Annotated in this window: 11 protein-coding genes and 1 tRNA gene; 9 read left to right on the top strand and 3 right to left on the bottom strand. The window is 66.7% G+C overall.

Annotated features, from left to right (window positions below; genetic code table 11):
* Positions 1–80: 80 nt before the first annotated feature.
* Positions 81–156: transfer RNA gene (locus ACQREB_RS01620), tRNA-Ile, on the bottom strand.
* Between the two features lie 126 nt (positions 157–282).
* Between ACQREB_RS01620 and pyrF the strand changes: the two genes are divergently transcribed.
* From pyrF to ACQREB_RS01665, 9 genes are all read left to right on the top strand, one after another.
* Positions 283–984 (top strand): orotidine-5'-phosphate decarboxylase, encoded by a 702-nt coding sequence (gene pyrF, locus ACQREB_RS01625; RefSeq protein ID WP_427764499.1) that lies wholly within the window; start codon positions 283–285, stop codon positions 982–984.
* Between the two features lie 35 nt (positions 985–1019).
* Positions 1020–2333 (top strand): amino-acid N-acetyltransferase, encoded by a 1314-nt coding sequence (argA, locus tag ACQREB_RS01630; protein WP_427764502.1) that lies wholly within the window; start codon positions 1020–1022, stop codon positions 2331–2333.
* A 50-nt stretch (positions 2334–2383) separates the two neighbouring features.
* Positions 2384–3118 (top strand): hypothetical protein, encoded by a 735-nt coding sequence (locus ACQREB_RS01635; RefSeq protein ID WP_427764504.1) that lies wholly within the window; start codon positions 2384–2386, stop codon positions 3116–3118.
* A 13-nt stretch (positions 3119–3131) separates the two neighbouring features.
* Positions 3132–3977, top strand: a complete 846-nt coding sequence (locus ACQREB_RS01640; protein ID WP_427764507.1) for a thymidylate synthase — start codon at positions 3132–3134, stop codon at positions 3975–3977.
* Between the two features lie 125 nt (positions 3978–4102).
* Positions 4103–4606: a dihydrofolate reductase gene (locus tag ACQREB_RS01645; protein WP_427764509.1), complete on the top strand. Its 504-nt coding sequence runs from the start codon at positions 4103–4105 to the stop codon at positions 4604–4606.
* Between the two features lie 21 nt (positions 4607–4627).
* The gene (locus tag ACQREB_RS01650) at positions 4628–6646 is read left to right on the top strand and encodes an O-antigen ligase family protein (RefSeq protein ID WP_427764511.1); all 2019 of its coding nucleotides are present in this window, start codon (positions 4628–4630) and stop codon (positions 6644–6646) included.
* A gap of 15 nt (positions 6647–6661) precedes the next feature.
* A complete protein-coding gene (locus ACQREB_RS01655; RefSeq protein ID WP_427764514.1) occupies positions 6662–6931 on the top strand; it encodes a hypothetical protein in 270 nt (89 codons plus the stop codon).
* Positions 6928–7794, top strand: coding sequence for a hydroxymethylbilane synthase (gene hemC, locus ACQREB_RS01660; RefSeq protein WP_427764516.1), 867 nt, complete (start codon positions 6928–6930; stop codon positions 7792–7794). Before ACQREB_RS01655 ends, hemC begins: the two co-directional genes overlap by 4 nt.
* On the top strand, positions 7791–8597 hold the full coding sequence (locus ACQREB_RS01665; protein WP_427764519.1) for a uroporphyrinogen-III synthase: 807 nt from the start codon (positions 7791–7793) through the stop codon (positions 8595–8597). The genes hemC and ACQREB_RS01665 overlap by 4 nt, the downstream gene beginning before the upstream one ends.
* A gap of 149 nt (positions 8598–8746) precedes the next feature.
* Here the strand turns inward: ACQREB_RS01665 and ACQREB_RS01670 are convergent, their stop codons facing one another.
* Both ACQREB_RS01670 and ACQREB_RS01675 read right to left on the bottom strand, forming a co-directional pair.
* Positions 8747–13396, bottom strand: coding sequence for a DUF4011 domain-containing protein (locus ACQREB_RS01670; protein ID WP_427764522.1), 4650 nt, complete (start codon positions 13394–13396; stop codon positions 8747–8749).
* Positions 13397–13543: 147 nt separating this feature from the next.
* Positions 13544–15586 carry a hypothetical protein gene (locus ACQREB_RS01675; protein ID WP_427764524.1) on the bottom strand — a complete coding sequence of 681 codons (2043 nt, stop codon included), beginning with the start codon at positions 15584–15586 and terminating at the stop codon, positions 13544–13546.
* Positions 15587–15689 lie beyond the last annotated feature (103 nt).

Genomic DNA, 15689 nt, shown 5'->3' on the forward strand with positions numbered 1-15689 from the left:
TTTCCATCATAATCCCGCCGCGCCCGAAAATAAAACCCGAATTTGCGCGGCGCCCGCGTTTTTTAAGCGGGTTTCCGAAATGGTGGGCGCAGCAGGATTCGAACCCGCAACCAAGGGATTATGAGTCCCCTGCTCTGACCGTTGAGCTATGCGCCCGAAAAAAAAGTTTCGGGAGATTCTGCCCAAAAACCCTCCCGCCGCAAGGCAAGAGTTTTCGGACGAAGGCGGGAAAACCGCGTTTAGACGCTTGCGTTCCCGCGGGTTTTGTCAGAAATTTTCGGCATGAAAACAGAACTCATCCTCGCGGTCGACCTCGAAGACAAAGACGTCGCGAAAAAATTTCTCGCGCCGCTCGCCGGCAAGCTCACCTGGGTGAAGCTCGGCCTGCAGCTCTTCACGAAATACGGACCGGACGTCGTGGACGAATTCGCCGCGCTCGGCTTCAAGGTCTTTCTCGACCTGAAGCTGCACGACATTCCGAACACGGTGGCGAGCGCGATCAGAAGTCTGCGCGGGCGGCCGTGCGACCTGCTCACGATTCACACGCTGGGCGGGAGCGCGATGATGGCGCGCGCCGTCGAGGCCGCGGCGGAGGCGCTCCCGCGGACGCGCCTGCTGGGCGTGACGGTGCTCACGTCGATGGACTCGGCGCAGCTTGCGGGCGTCGGCGTCGGGCGGGAACCGCTCGAACAGGTCGAACTGCTCGCGAAGCTCGCCGTCTCGAGCGGGATGAAGGGGCTCGTCTGCTCGCCGCTGGAGCTCCCGCGGCTGCGCGCGTTTCTGGGCGAAGAGATTGCGCTCGTCACGCCGGGCATCCGCCCCGCGGGCGCGGCGGGAACGGACGACCAGAACCGCGTGATGACGCCGGCGGAAGCGGCGCGCGCGGGCGCGAGCGGCATCGTCGTCGGGCGCCCGATTCTGAAGGCCGCCGATCCCGCCGCGGCGGCGCTCGCGATCGAAGCCGAGCTGCGCGGCGTGAACTGATTTTTCACGAAAAAAACTTTCTCCGCTTTCCCGCCATGTTCTCCAACGGAAATCGCCTCGAGCGCCAGCTGAAGCCGACGGATCTGCGCGGCATCCTCAAATACGTGCCGATGTTCCGCGACCACACCTTCATCATCGCGATCGACGGCAGCATCGTCGAGCACGAGAATTTCCAGAACCTCATTCTGGACATCGCGGTGCTGCGCAGCCTGAACATCAACGTCGTCATCGTGCACGGCATCGGCAAGCAGCTGCGCGACATGGCGAAAGCGCAGCGCAAGGCGCTCAGCGACGTCTACGGCGAGGGCGTGACGGACGACGCGACGATGGCGCTCGCGCGCGAGGCGGTCGGCATCGTCTCGCAGAGCATCATCGAAGGGCTGACGCACGCGAACCTGAAATGCGCAATCACGAACGCCGTGCGCGCCACGCAGGTCGGCGTGCTCGACGGCGTGGACCAGAAGCTCACCGGCAAGGTCGAAAAGATCGACGCGCCGCTGATCCGCAGCCTGCTCGCGCAGGACATCATCCCGCTCGTCTCGCCGATTCTGTGCGACCGCAACGGCGTCTCGCTGCGCGCGAACAGCGATTCCGTCGCCGCGGATCTGGCGATCGCGCTCGGCGCGTCCAAGCTGATCTACCTGACGCCGTTCCCGGGGCTCGTCATCGACGGCGACCTGAAGGTGAACCTGAACCTGCAGGATCTCGTCGCGGAGCTGAAGCGCAAGTCCGTGACGATCGAAGAACGCCTGCGCGGGAAGGCGCATTTCGCGATTCACGCGCTCGAAAACGGAACGCAGCGCGCGCACATTCTCGACGGACGCACGAACGGCGGCCTCCTCGCCGAAATCTTCGACAAGGTCGGCACGGGATCGATGATCCACGCGAACGACTACGATTCGATCCGCCCGGCGAAGAAGAAGGACGCGCCCGCGATCTACGCGATCACGAAGAACGCCGTGCAGAAGAAAAGCCTCGTCCAGCGCACGCACGCGCACATCGAGGCGCACACCGAGGATTATTTCGTTTACGAAATCGACGGCAGCATCATCGGCTGCGCCTGCCTGCGCAAGTTCGACGACATGCCGGGAACGCTCGAAGTCTGCAGCGTCTACGTGCAGCCGTTCTACCAGAACCGCGGCGTCGGCAGAAAGCTGCTCGCCTACGCGGAATTTCTCGCGCGGGAACGCGGCGCGAAGTCGCTGATCACCTTCACGACGCAGACCTACGGCTTCTTCCGCAGCGTCTGCGATTTCGAGGACGCCGCGCCGGAGGCGATCCCGCCGTCCCGCCTTGAAGAAATCCGAGCCAACGGGCGCAACTCCAAGGCGCTCGTGAAAAAGCTCTGACGCCGCGCGCGCCCTTCCTTTCAACTTCAAATCCGCAATCCCTCCGAATCATGAAAATGAAAAAACTGTTTTCCGCATTGCTGATCTTCGCGGTCGCGCTGAGCGTTCCCGCGTTCGCCGCGCCCAAAAAGGGAGCCGCCGACGAAACTTCGCCCGCGCTCTGGACGAAGCAGACGAAAGTCTATCTCGGCAAGACCGTCTCCACCTACGTCGCCGAAATCGGCGCCGCCGGCTACGCGACGAGCGACGCGCCCTTCGTCGTCGTTCCGATCGAGACCGCGACCGCGAAAAACGACAAGAACGGCAAAATTTACGCGCTCATTCCCTTCGGCGCCTTCGAAGGCTTCGCCGAAACCTACGCGCCCCAGTACGAAGCCGACGGGAGCGCCTTCGGCAAACGCGCCGCGCTGAAAAAGATTTCCGGCGTCTTCTCGATTCACAAAAAAGAGCCCGTGCTCCTCGTCGGCGTTCCCGCCGCCAAGCTCGCGGACGCTCCCGCGGCTTCCGCGCTGCTCGAAAAACAGCTCGCGGCGGACGCGGAAAATTCCGGCGCGAACACGGCGTCCCGCCCCGGCTACGTGAAAAAGGTCTTCAGCGTCGGCGCCGTCGGCAAAAACGCCAAGCTCAAGACGGAATTCAACCGTCTCGTCGGTCTCTACAACAAAGGCAAAAAAGGCGCGGACAAGATGAAGCCCGACCAGATGCGCGCCGTGCTCGAGGACGACGGCGATCCCTACACGGTCTTCGACGAAGCCAAAAAGATCGAGTGGGAAATCCGCAAGTGAGCGCCTCCCCGCGATGAAAGCCTACCTCGACCTGCTCCGCCGCGTGCTCGAAACCGGCGAGGACCGCGCCGACCGCACCGGCGTCGGCACGCGCGGCATTTTCGGCGCGCAGCTCCGCTTCGACCTCTCGAAGGGATTCCCGCTCGTCACCACGAAGAAAGTCCACACGCGCTCGATCATTCAAGAGCTTTTCTGGTTCCTCGGCGGGCACACGGACAACGCGTGGCTGCGGGAACGCGGCGTCACCATCTGGGACGAATGGAGCACCGCCGAGCAGTGCGCGCGCTTCGGTCGCCGCGAGGGCGATCTCGGGCCGATCTACGGGCACCAGTGGCGCAACTTCGGCGCGACGAAAAACGCCGACGGCTCCTACGCGCGCGACGGCGTCGATCAGATCTCCGCGCTCGTCGCCGAGATCCGCCGCAATCCCGCATCGCGCCGCCTCATCGTCACGGGCTGGAATCCCGCCGAGGCGGACAAGGTCGCGCTCCCGCCGTGTCACACGCTCTTTCAGTTCCACGTCGGCGGGAACGGCCGGCTCAGCTGCCAGCTCTACCAGCGCAGCGCGGACCTCTTTCTCGGCGTGCCGTTCAACATCGCGAGCTACGCGCTGCTCACGCACATGATCGCGCAGGTCTGCGGGCTCGGCGTCGGCGATTTCGTCCATACGTTCGGCGACGCGCACATCTACAAAAACCATTTCGAGCAGGTGAAGCTCCAGCTTTCCCGCGAACCGCGCGCGCTCCCGACGCTCCGCCTCAACCCCGAAGTGACCGACCTTTTCGCGTTCCGCTTCGAGGACGTCGCGATCGAGAACTACGACCCGCATCCCGGCATCAAGGCGCCCGTGGCGGTGTGAGCAGCGAACAGTGAACAACGGATAATGAATAATTCTGTGCACACGGCTTCGCCGAAAGGATTTTTCCGCTGAAGACGCACTGCGTTATTCATTGTTCATCATCAACTATCAGTTTTTTTCGAAAAATGATTTCCCCGTCGTCCCTTCCTCGCCGTCCGCTCGCCGCGATCGCGGCGATGGCGAAAAACCGCGTCATCGGGCGCGGGAACGCCATTCCGTGGCGCATTCCCGAGGACTTCCGCTTCTTCAAGGCGACGACGATGGGCGGCATTCTGCTCATGGGGCGCAGGACGTTCGAGTCCATCGGGCGGCCGCTTCCGGGGCGCGTCACCGTCGTGCTCTCGCGCGCGGGAACGCTTCCCGCGGGAACGCCGCCTTCGGAAAATCTCCGCGCGATACGCGACCTTTCCGAGCTCGACGCGATCGCGCCCGAGCGCAAAGTCTTCGTCGCCGGCGGCGCGGAAATCTACCGTTGGCTCCTGCCGCGCTGCGCCGAGCTCTTTCTGACGACCGTGGACGCCGAGCCCGAGGGCGACGCGTTTTTCCCGCCCTTCGAAGACCTCTTCGACGCGGGAACGGAGCTCCTCCGCGGCGAAAATTTCGTCGTCAGAAGGCACCGCCGCGTTTAATGTGGCGGTTTTCGCATTTTCATGGATCCGATCGTCGAATTTTCACCGCAGTTCGAGAGCGATTTTCTTCACGGGAAATTCCTGCTCCGCATCCGCCGTCTGTTCACGCTCGCGCTGGCGGGCGCCTTCGGTTTCGCGTTCGTCGCCGACGGCGATCCGCGCTTCCTGCCGTTCGCGCTGGCGGCGGCGTGCCTCGCGCTCGCCTGCGAATCGCTGAGCTTCGTGAAGCGCGCGGGAACGGGCTCGCCGCTCGCGCTGGGCTTCCTCGCGTTCGCGCCGTGGTTCGCGTTTCTCGCGGCGGAATACTTCTTCTTCTCGGCGCGTCCCGCGTCCGTCGCGTTCGCGGCGGCGAAGGCGCTTCCGGCGCTCGCGCTCTTCGCGGTCGCGCAGCAGCAGAGCCGCGGGAACGGCAGCCAGTCGCGCCTGCTCACGTGGACGCTCGGCCTGCTGACGGCGGGAACGCTCGTCGGCATCGCGCGTAAGATCGGCGGGAGCGCCGACTTTTCCGGGCGGCTGACGGCGGACCTGCTCGCGGGACTTTTCCCCGACGTCGCCGACGCCGGCGCGACGTTCATTCTGATGTTCTTCACGGCGGCGGCGCTCGCGACGCAGCCCGTCGAAGACCGCGACGAGCGCGCCAAGCGGCTCTTTCCCGCGCTCGCGGGGCTGCTCGCGCTCGGGCTGATTTTTCTCACGCGCGACACGGCGGTCTGGCTCGCCTTTCTCGTCGGCGCGCTCGCGGCGGCGACGCTTTCCATCCGCAAAAAGACGCGCCGTTTCGCCGCGGCGGTCGCCCTCGTCTGCGCCGCCGTCATCACGCCGATCTTCACGCGGACGCATTTCAGCCCGCCCGCCGAAATCGCGCGCGCGCTCAGCACGGAAATCGCGGGAACGCGCGAAGCGTTTTCGGCGACGGAGTTCCCGAAGCGCGCCTGGAAAATCTTCACGGAAAATCCCGCGCTCGGCTCGGGCACGGGAACGTTCGCGGACGCCTTCCGCGCGGGCGCTCCCGCGCAGTGGCAGACGCGCCCGGAAACGGCGAACGACCTTTACCTGACGACGCTCGCCGAAAACGGGCTCGTCGGCGCGCTCGCGCTTTTCCTGCCCGCGGGGCTGCTGCTCGTCCGCGCCGTCCGCCGCTGCGCCGCGATTCCGCTCGAACGCGGCAGGCGCGACGAGACCGGCGCGGGGCGGCACGCGCGCCTGCTCGTCGCGCAGTCGCTCGGCGGCGTCGTCGGCGTGCTCGCGCTCTTCGCGATGAGCCGTCCGGATTCCGCGCTGACGCCGCTGCTCGGGCTCGCCGTGCTCGGCGGCGTGCTGCTGCACGAAACCGGCGGCGCCCGGCTCAACCGCGTTCCCGCGTGGACGCCTCGAAAAATCTCCGCGGCGTTCGCGGCGGCGGTTCTCGTTCCCGCGGCGGTTTTCGCGCTCGCGCTCCCGACGCTCCACGGCGCCGCGCAGCGCGAAATCGGCGAACGCGCCCTCGCGCCCTTCCTGCGCGACGTCTACGTCGCCGAAGACGCCGCCTCCTCCGCGGCCGCGCTCCCGCCGGAAGCCGAGCGCGCCCTGTTCCGCGCCGTCTCCGCGCGCGCCGACGACGCGGACGCCTGGCTCGCCCTCACGCGGCTGTACGCGCTTTCCGCATACAACGAACCGGACGCCGCGGCGGCGTTCGCGCGGGCCATGGAGCTGACGGCGGAAAACGCCTGCGCCGCCGCGCCCGGCTCGCCCGAGGCGCATCTCGGCAAGGCGGTCGCGCAGATTCTTCTCGAGAAAAAGGCGGAGGCGCGCGCCTCGCTCGCCCGCGCGGAAGCCCTCGCGCCGCAGGATCTGCCCCTGCTTTTCCAGATCGCCGAAGCCGACCGCGCGCTCGACGGCGCGACCGAAAATTCCTTCCGCATCGCGGAAAAGCTCGACAAGACCGCGCCCAACGCCGCGCGCGTCCGCCAGCTCAATTCCGTCATTCACATCATCCGCGGCGAAAACGGAGCGCGCCCCGACGACGCGGCGCAGCCCGACCGCAGCCTCTTCGAATTTTAAGCATTCCGATTTTCCATGGACGAACGCAAACGCCTTTTTCTGAAAATCCGACTCCGCGTCGCGGCGAAGACCTACGGCGCGATCGCGCTGCTGCTCGCGCTTTTCGCGGGAATCGCCGCCGCGGAAATCGCGCTGACGGAAAACCGCGGCGACGCGCGGGACGCCGTCCGAAACGCGATGCGCGCCCGCGGCGACGGCGAGGACGCGGCGACGAAGCTGCTCCCGACGCTGCCGTTCGCGGAGAATCCGGACTTCGCCGACTTCAAGAACGGACGCCGCTCATGAACGCTCCCGCGACGATCGTTCTCGGCACGCGCGGCAGCCCGCTCGCGCTCGCGCAGGCGGAACTCGCCCGGGCGGAACTCGCGCGCGTCTTTCCCGGCGCGGAAATCCGTATTCGGAAATTCACGACGCAGGGCGACAGACGCCTCGAATGGTCGCTCGAAAAGACGGGCGGCAAAGGGCTTTTCACGAGCGAGCTCGAGGAGGCGCTGCTCGCCGGGGAAATCGATATCGCCGTGCACAGCGGCAAGGATCTGCCGACGGAGACGCGCGCCGGGCTCGCGCTCGCGGGCTGCCTGAAACGCGCGCGCGCCAACGACGTGCTCGTCGTCCGCGAAGGCGTCTCCGTCCCCGAGCGCGTCGCCACGGGATCGCCGCGCCGCCGCGCCCAGGCCGCGAAGATTTTCCCCGAAGCCGCGTTTTCCGAGCTGCGCGGGAACGTCAGCACGCGCCTGCGCAAAATCGCCGACGGCGAAGCGGACGCCACGTTCCTCGCCGCCGCCGGGCTCGCGCGACTCGGCGTCTCCGCGTTCCCGGGGCTGATCTTCCGCGAAATGCCGCTCGAGCTCATCGTTCCCGCCGCCGCGCAGGCCGCGATCGCCCTGCAGTGCCGCGAGGCGGACGCCGCGAAATTCGCCGCCGCGGGCGACGCCGAGACGACGCACGCCGTGAACGTCGAACGCGCCTTCCTGAGCGCCCTCGGCGAAGGCTGCCACACCGCGTTCGCCGCGCACTTCGACGGCGGGCGCATCCTGCTCTTCCGCGAAGACGTCGGCTTCGTCGCCCGCAGGACCGCGTTCCCGCGCGAACCCGGCGCGCTCGCGCGGCGCGTCTCGCAGATCCTTTCCGAAATTTTTTCCGCATGAAAAACGATTCCGAAAAATCCAAGTCTCTCAAAGGCAGACGCGTCGTCGTCACGCGCCCGAAGGAACAGAGCGCGGAGCTCCGCGACCTGCTCGCCTCCCACGGCGCGGACGTGCTCGAAATGCCGCTCATCGAAATCCGCTTCGGCGGCGACGAGGAGCTCATTCCCGAAATTCTCGCGGGCTTCGGCGAATACGACTGGCTCGTCTTCACGAGCGCGAACGGCGTGCGCGGCTTCTTCCGGCACTTTTTCGCGCGCTACAAAGACCTGCGCTCGCTCGGTCCGTGCCGCATCGCCTGCGTCGGTCCCGCCACGGCGCGCGCCGTCGAGGAGCTCCACCTCGAAGTGGACTGCCTCCCGGAAACGCACACGGGCGACGCGCTCGCGGAAAAACTGCTCGCGGAACACGGCATCGAAAACCTCAAGATCTGCGTCGTCACGGGCAACCGCAATCCCGACGCGCTCCCGAAAAAGCTCGAGGAAATCGGCCGCGCGATCGTGGACACGTTCCCGGTGTACGCGACGGAGGACGCGGACCTTTCCGAGCACCCGTCCGCGCGCGCGTTCCGCGAAAAGGGCGCGGACGCGATCGTCTTCGCGAGCGGCTCGGCGGTGAAGTCGTTCCTTTCGCAGGCGGCGGCGCTGAAGCTCGAAGCCGCCGCGACGCGCCCGCGCGTCGTCGCCATCGGCGAGCCGACCGCCTCGACGCTCCGCGCCTCGGGCATTCCCGTCGCGGGAACGGCGCGCGCCGCCACCCCCGCCGCCGTCCTCGAAGCCCTCATCGACGCCCTGAACGCCGACTGAGCGTTCCCGCGTTTCGATACTCTTAAAAACAAAAAATCCCGCCTCGTCCTCCGACGAAGCGGGATTTTTCGCGAAGAAAAGTTTGTTTCCGCGGATTTCGAGGAAGCGACTGGAAAGATCGCTTCTCCGAAAAGAAAACTTCCGTCGACTCAGCGGTCTTCTTCGGGTTTCGGCGAAGAGCTTTCCGCGGGAACGGCGACGAGCGCCGTGCTTTCGCAGCAGAGCTTCTTCAGGCGTTTTTCGAGCTCGTCGAGGCAACGCTTCGGCGTCAGCCAACGGTCCGCGATCCGCGCGCGCAGCAGGTTCCAGCCGAGCCCGCGGAGCACGTCTTCGCGCAGGATTTCGCGGTCGCGCACGGCGGCGGGAGCGCGACGCCCCGAGCCGTCGCAGAGAACGCCCGCGACGAACGCGTCCGGATTCGCGGGATCGACGACGGCGACGTCCACGCGGACGCCGGAAACGCCGACGTCGCGCACGCAGTTCCAGCCGCGTTTCCGCAGTCCTTCCGCGACGGCGTCCTCGACGCGTTCGCGGGAACGCGGCTCCGCGGCGGCGTCCTTTCCGCCCGCGTCGGGCGCGGGTTTCGCCCCGGCGCCGGCGGGAATTCCCTCGGACGCGAAGCGCAGGAACTCGCGCAGATCCGCCGCGCCCGCGCTTCCGGACGTGATTTCGCCCGGGCGCATCGACGTGAAGACGCGCATGCCGGCGCGCGCGCGCGTGATCGCGACGTTGAGCCGGCGCTCTCCCCCGCCCTGATTCACGGGACCGAAATTCTGCGCCACCTCCGCGGGAGCGCCGTCGGCGCGTTCCTTCGCGGGGCCGTAAGTCGTCGAGAAATAAATCACGCCGCGCTCGTCGCCCTGCACGTTTTCGAGATTCTTGACGAAGACGGGCTCGGCGACTTCCTCGGAGAAATACCTGCGGATTTCCGGATTCGCCTCCTGCGCGTCCTCGAGCAGCTTTTCGATGAGCGTCTGCTGCTTTTCGTTGAAGGTGACGACGCCGACGCTCGAAAATTCGTCGTACGTGAAGCCCGGGCGCGAGAGGTCGGCGACGATCTGCTCGACGAGCGCGCGCGCCTCGACGGGATTCGTGCTCTTGGCGTAAACGCCCTTTTCGACGAAGACGCATTCGAGCGCGCGGTCGCGCGTGCGCGGCGCCGGGAACGTGGCGAGCTCGCCGCCGTAGTAGCGGCCGTTCGAAAACGCGATGAGCGATTCCGCGCGGGAACGGTAGTGCCACGAAAGCTTCATCGCGGGAACGCCGCAGTTCCTGCATTCATCGAGGACGCTTTCCGCGTCGGGAACGCCCTCGCCCGCCTCCGCCGCCTTTTCGGCGCGGGAGAAGAAGCTCGTCGGCGGCAGCTGCTTCGGGTCGCCGACCACGACGGCGCTCCTGCCGCGCGCGAGCGCACCGACCGCGTCCCAGGCGCAGATCTGCGAGGCTTCGTCGAAGACGACGAGGTCGAACGGCTCCGCCTCCGCGTCCAGATACGTGGCGACGGAAAGCGGGCTCGCGAGCATGCAGGGCTTGAGCAGGAAGCGCAGGCGCGGCGTCTTTCCGAAGAACTGCCGCAGCGACTGGTGGCGCTTTCTGTTGATTTCGGCGCGCGCCGCCGCCAACTCTTCGACGAGCTCCGCGCCGAAGACGCCGCGGGCGCGGGCGATCAGGCGTGCGCGGACGGCCTTCGCGGAAAGCCGGCGCAGGGCGTCGTCCGCCGCGCGGAATTTTTCGAGCAGCGCGCGCTGATTCGCCGCGGAAGTCTCCTTCAGCGCGGGATCGGCGTCGAAAACCGCCTCCGCCCAGCGGCGGCAGTAATTGGTCTCGAAGACGCGTTCGACGGCGTCCGCGGCGAGGCTTCCGTCGAGCAGCGCGGCGGCGAACGCCGCCATGCCGTTGTCGGAGGCACGCTTGGCGGCGGCGTTCCATTCGCAGACGGATTTCCAGAACTCGCGCGCGTCGAGCGCCTCTTCGGCGAAGGCGCGCGCGCTTTCCGCCGAGGCGAGCGCGGTCTCGGGAAGCGGCGCGGCGAAGCGCTCTTCGAGCGCGGCACGGGCGGCGGCGAAAGCGTCTTCGGCGGCGTTCACGTCGGCGAGCGCCTTTTCCGCGGCGCCGCCGGGCGCGCAGACGTTCCCGCGGAACGCGGCCTCGACCGCGGCGCGGAACGCCCCGCGCGCGTCGGGCGCGAGCGTTTCGGCGGCGGAATCGACGGCGGCGCGGGCGGCGTCGAGCGCGTCGAGCCGCGGGAGCGCGCCGCAGTCGGACAAATCCTTTTTGAGTAGCGACGGGAACGCGTCCGCGAGCGCGGAGAACTTTTCGGCGAACTCGCGCTTCTTGTCGCGCAGCGCGACGAGATTGCCGAGATCGACGCGCGGATCCTCCGGCGATTTTTCCGAGCCGCCGGCGAGCACGCGCAGCGCGCGGACGACCTTGCGCTGCTTGAGCCAGCGCGGGAGCGCCCACGAAATCTTCGATTCGTCCCAGAGGCGGAGCAGCGCGTCGAGCTCGGGCGCGTCCGTCGCCGTCGCCGCGTAGGGCAGCGAAAGCAGCCCGCGGTGCGTCGCGCAGGTTTCGGAGAGCTTCGCGGCGTCGCGCAGGGCGGCGAGATTTTTCGCGCCGTCCGCGCCGAAGACGAGCGTTCCCGCGTCCGCTTCGCCGCGCACGGCGATCAGCGCCGCGACGAGGCCGCGCAATGCGCGCAGACGCTCCCGCGGGAGCGGCGCCTCGCCCGCGAAATCCGCGAGCCGCGCCGCCGAGAGAAACGCGTCCGCGCGCGCGCCGAGCTCGCGTGCCCTGTCCGCGAAGGCGCCGGCGGCGGCTTCCGCCGCGCGCTGAAATTCCATGGACCAGACGCGCGCGGCGACGCTTCCCGCGGCGCCCGAGAGCTTTTCGCCCGCGGCGTCGAAAGTCCTGCCCAGTTCCTTCGCGATGTCCTGCTTCTTGCGGCGGTTGCCTTCCGTCGCGTCCACGGGATTCTTCCAGGAAAGCTCGATCTTCGGGTCGTTCTCGCGGCAGCAGACGACGCCGATCGCCTCCGCGAACGAAAGCCCGTTTCTGCGCCTGTCGTGGAGCCCCTTCGAGATCCGCGAGAACGCGACGCGCAGCCCGCCGATTTCCGCGGCGGCGGCGAGGCGGAGTTTTTCGGGATCGTCCGCGCCGGAGGAGGCGCTTTTTTCGGCGAGCTCGAGCGCCGCCCCGAAGCTCGCGTAGGCGTCCTTGCGCGCCGCCTTTTCGGAATGCAGCTCAAGGCAGAATTCGCCGAGCCCGATGTCCTTCAGGCGCTTGAAAACGACGTTGAGCGCCGCCGCCTTTTCCGCGACGAAGAGCACCGTCTTGCCCTCGGCGAGCGCGTCCGCGACGAGGTTCGCGATCGTCTGGCTCTTGCCCGTGCCGGGCGGCCCGACGAGGATGAAATTCTTGCCCGACGCCGCCGCGCGCACCGCGGCGAGCTGCGACGAGTCCGCCGGGAGCGGGCAGAAAAGCTCGTCCGCGGCGACCTTTTCGTCGAGCGTGCGGACGTCCGGGAACGGAATCTTCGTCTCGAACGTCGTCGGCGCGTCGGCGAGCAGATGATTCACGACGCGGGAACGCCGGAGCACGTCCGCGCGCTTTTCCAGGTCGAGCCACATCTGGTATTTCGAGAACGAAAGATTCGCGAGCGCGCAGGTCTCCTCGACCGCGAAGTCGGGGCGGCTCTTCACCGCCCGGCGGAAAACGTCGAAGATCTCCCGCACGGCGACGCCCGCGCCGTCGGTCGGCAGCTCTTCGCAGAGCGCGTCGAGCCTTTCGCCGCACAGGCCGTATTCCCGGCGCAGCAGCTCCACGAGCGTGAGATTGATGCGCACGCCTTCGTCCGCCGCGCGGATTTCGGCGCGCTGCCCGCTCCGCAACGAAAGCGTCGCGGGAACGAGGAGAATCGGCGCCGCGAGCGTGCGGTTCTTTTTGTCCTTGTCGCTTTTCCAGCGCAGGAATCCGAGCGCGACGAAGAGCGTGGTCGTTCCCGTCTCTTCGAGGCTTTTGCGGGCGTTTTTGTGAATCGCCGCGAGGCGCGCCGCCGTGCGCTCGGCGGCGGTCCTGCCGGCGTTCCTGCCCGCTTTCGGCGGCGGCTCGACGATGATTTTTCCGGAGGCGAGCGCGCGCGCGACGAACGCCCTGCGCTCGGCGTCGCCCGCTTCGTCCGCGGCGGCGAAGCCCTTGATTTCCGGCGGCGAGAAGATTTTGAAGCCGCGGACCTTGCCGTCGGCGTCCGGCGCGAGCGCGTCCTCCAGCGCGTCGAGCCCCGCGTCGTGGATCCGCAGCGCCTTGCCCGAATCGAAATTCAGCAGCCTGTTCTTCAGCGAGAGGTCGAGCAGGCGCGCCTTCCAGCGCTCAATGCGCGTCTTCGCGGCGGAGACGCCGAACTCGACGTCGTCCTCGGCGTCCACGTCCGCGCCGTCCGCGTCGCTCTCGTCGTCCGCGAGCACGCCCTCGACGACCGCGGACGCGGCGGCGGGCTTTTTCGCGGCCGCGGGCGCGTCTTCGACGACGGCGTCGGCGGCGAGCGCCTTCGCGGCGCCGGGAACGGCTTCGTCCTCGATCACCTCGAAGGTCTCGACGAGCGCGGTCTCGGCGGCTTCGAGCGCGGCGGCAGGTTTCGCGGGAACGCGTTTTTCCGGCGCGGCGGCGAGCTCGCCGGGCGCGGGCAGTTCGGGAACGCCGGACGCGGCTTCGGCGGGAACGGGAGACGTTTCCGCGGGAACGATCTCGGGCACGGTTCCGAGGCTGCGGCGCTCGGGAAAATTCGGGTCAAACTTCGACATAATCGGCGATTTTCTCGGTTTTTCCCGCGCATGGCAAATCTTCAATTCGCGGTGAAGCGCGGCGGGAGCCTTCTTTTCGGCGCGAAAAAATCCGCCGCGGGAACGCGTCCGGCGGCGGATTTTTTGCGGAGAGATTTGCGCGGAAGCTTATTTTCCGGGCTTGCCGTCGAAGACGAAGACCTCGAAGGGCTTCAGCTTGAACGTGATTTCCTTGTCGAGCGGAATCGTCGCGCCGGTGATGCCCTGAAGGCTGCGCTGGCCGCTCTTGAACGCGGGCGTGAGCCGGATCGAGCCCTGCACGAACGCGGGAACGTCGAGCGCCTTGCGCAGCGTCGTCGTGAACGTCTTTTCCTCCTTGGAGGAGTTGCGGAGCGCGAGCGTGGCTTTGCTCTTGTTCCACGCGGCCCAGCCGTAAACGCTTCCGGCGTTCGCGCTCTTGTCCCACGGATTGCCGCCGACCCAATGCACGTCGTCGAACACGTCGGCGTTCCCGCGGAACCACTTGATGCACTCGGCGAGGTCGCCCCAGAGGTCGAGCTCGGTCATCAGGTCGTTGTCCACGTAGAGTTCCTGCAGGGCGCTCCCGCACGCGAACGCGCAGCGCATTTCCTTGAGGGCGCTTTCCTTGTTGCGCGGCATGCAGGCGGGCGGACCGAACTTCGTGACCATGAGCCCGTGCGTCATCAGCGAATTGATCGGGCACAGCGGCGAGCCCTGGACGAAGACTTCGTGCACGAGGCGGTCGCGGTAGGTGATCCATTTTTCGCGGTTGTCGCCGTCGCCGATCATGCCGTGGTCGTTTTCCTGGCGCCACACGGAATCGGCGATGTGGAACCAGAAGGGCGACGCCCAGGTGCCAACGGTCGTGTTGAGGAAGAGGTCGCCGCGTTTTTTGCGCAGCGCGCGCTCGACGCTGATGATGCCCTCGGCGTCTTCCTCGCTGCCGGGACCGTCCGCGTGGAACTTCGTGCTGATGCCGTCGAACTTGAAGTAGCGCATGTCGTAGTCCGCGATCATCTTCGAGCACTGACCGACGAACGCGTCGAAGTATTCCTTGTTGGAAAGCTGGAAGTTCCCGATCTGATTGTTCGGGTGATTTTTGTTCCAGAAGCCCAGGCGCTGCGCTTTGGACGAGCCGTAGCCGCCGACCGGTCCGAGCCACGCGCCCATTCCCGCGCCCTGCTTGCGCGCGGCGGCGTCGATTTTCTTGAAGCCGTTCGGGAAGCCGACGTGGAATCCCCACAGCGAATTGAAGTCGTCCCAGCCGTCGTCCCAGACGAACGCGTCGATTCCGACTTTATATTTCTTGAAAAGATTTTTGTCCCAAGCGGCGACGACGTCGAGGCACTGCTGCTCGTTCATGCGCTTCTTCGGATCGGGGAAGTCGTTGCGGTTGATGTTGAGCTCGTACCACGAATTGTAGTGCACGAACGGGCGCCACGGCATCACGCGCTCGCGCTCGTTGTAGGCGAGGAACGAGCGGCGCTCCTGCCCGAGAACGAGCGAGCCGACGACGGCGGAGACTTCCCACACGTCGCCCTTCTTCAGCGTCGTCTTGCGCGACCACGTTCCCGTCATCTTGTCGCCGGAGACTTCGTTCTTGCCCATCGGCGTTTCGAGCGCGGCGAAGGCGTTCTTCGTCACGACGGGCGATCCGCGCGTGTTGCCGAGCACCTTCGCGCCCTTCATCGTGAGCGCGAGCGGCACGATCGCCGTCATCGGCGTGTCCTTTTTCGCGGAAATCCTGAGCTCCTGGCGGACGTAGTGCGAACCGTCGCGCAGCACGGCGCGCCATTCGACGACGAGGTCGCCCTTGGTGAACTTGCCTTCGAGCGCCTGGCCGGGAAGGCGCTCGGAGAGCTTCAGCGCCTTCGGGTCGCCCTTGAGCGCGACTTTCTTGATGCCGCCGCAGCTCATCTTGGACGCGGGAACGCTTTCGCCGTTCCCGAGCACGATTTCAAAAAGTTCCGACGCGGACGCGACTTTCTTCCCGTCGATCTTGACCGCGAAGCCTTTGCTCGGCGAGAACTGGGCTTCGACGATCTTGTTGCCGTTGGCGAGCGTCGTCGAACCTCTGGCTACGGCGACGTCGGGCTGTTTTTCGGAGGGATAAATCACTTCCGCGTTCAGCAGCGGGAGCGCCGCCGCAAGAAGCGAAAGGGTGAGGAGCAATTTTTTCAGGGATTTCATAGACTGTCCGAAACGCTAAGCGAAACGGCGCTTTTCCGCAACGGGAAAGAAGGGAGGAACGGATGAGGGATGGTGAATAGTGGATAATGAATAATGGGTGAGG

Origin of the sequence: Candidatus Spyradosoma sp. SGI.093 (genome assembly GCF_050314555.1) — a bacterium.
Lineage (GTDB): Bacteria > Verrucomicrobiota > Verrucomicrobiia > Opitutales > UBA953 > Spyradosoma.

Bases quoted from the DNA above. Each gene is read 5' to 3' on its own strand.
- hemC (WP_427764516.1), top strand. From the start codon at position 6,928: ATGAACGCTCCCGCGACGATCGTTCTCGGCACGCGCGGCAGCCCGCTC.
- ACQREB_RS01650 (WP_427764511.1), top strand. From the start codon at position 4,628: ATGGATCCGATCGTCGAATTTTCACCGCAGTTCGAGAGCGATTTTCTT.
- ACQREB_RS01675 (WP_427764524.1), bottom strand. From the start codon at position 15,586: ATGAAATCCCTGAAAAAATTGCTCCTCACCCTTTCGCTTCTTGCGGCG.
- ACQREB_RS01635 (WP_427764504.1), top strand. From the start codon at position 2,384: ATGAAAATGAAAAAACTGTTTTCCGCATTGCTGATCTTCGCGGTCGCG.
- ACQREB_RS01640 (WP_427764507.1), top strand. From the start codon at position 3,132: ATGAAAGCCTACCTCGACCTGCTCCGCCGCGTGCTCGAAACCGGCGAG.
- pyrF (WP_427764499.1), top strand. From the start codon at position 283: ATGAAAACAGAACTCATCCTCGCGGTCGACCTCGAAGACAAAGACGTC.
- ACQREB_RS01670 (WP_427764522.1), bottom strand. From the start codon at position 13,396: ATGTCGAAGTTTGACCCGAATTTTCCCGAGCGCCGCAGCCTCGGAACC.
- argA (WP_427764502.1), top strand. From the start codon at position 1,020: ATGTTCTCCAACGGAAATCGCCTCGAGCGCCAGCTGAAGCCGACGGAT.
- ACQREB_RS01665 (WP_427764519.1), top strand. From the start codon at position 7,791: ATGAAAAACGATTCCGAAAAATCCAAGTCTCTCAAAGGCAGACGCGTC.
- ACQREB_RS01655 (WP_427764514.1), top strand. From the start codon at position 6,662: ATGGACGAACGCAAACGCCTTTTTCTGAAAATCCGACTCCGCGTCGCG.
- ACQREB_RS01645 (WP_427764509.1), top strand. From the start codon at position 4,103: ATGATTTCCCCGTCGTCCCTTCCTCGCCGTCCGCTCGCCGCGATCGCG.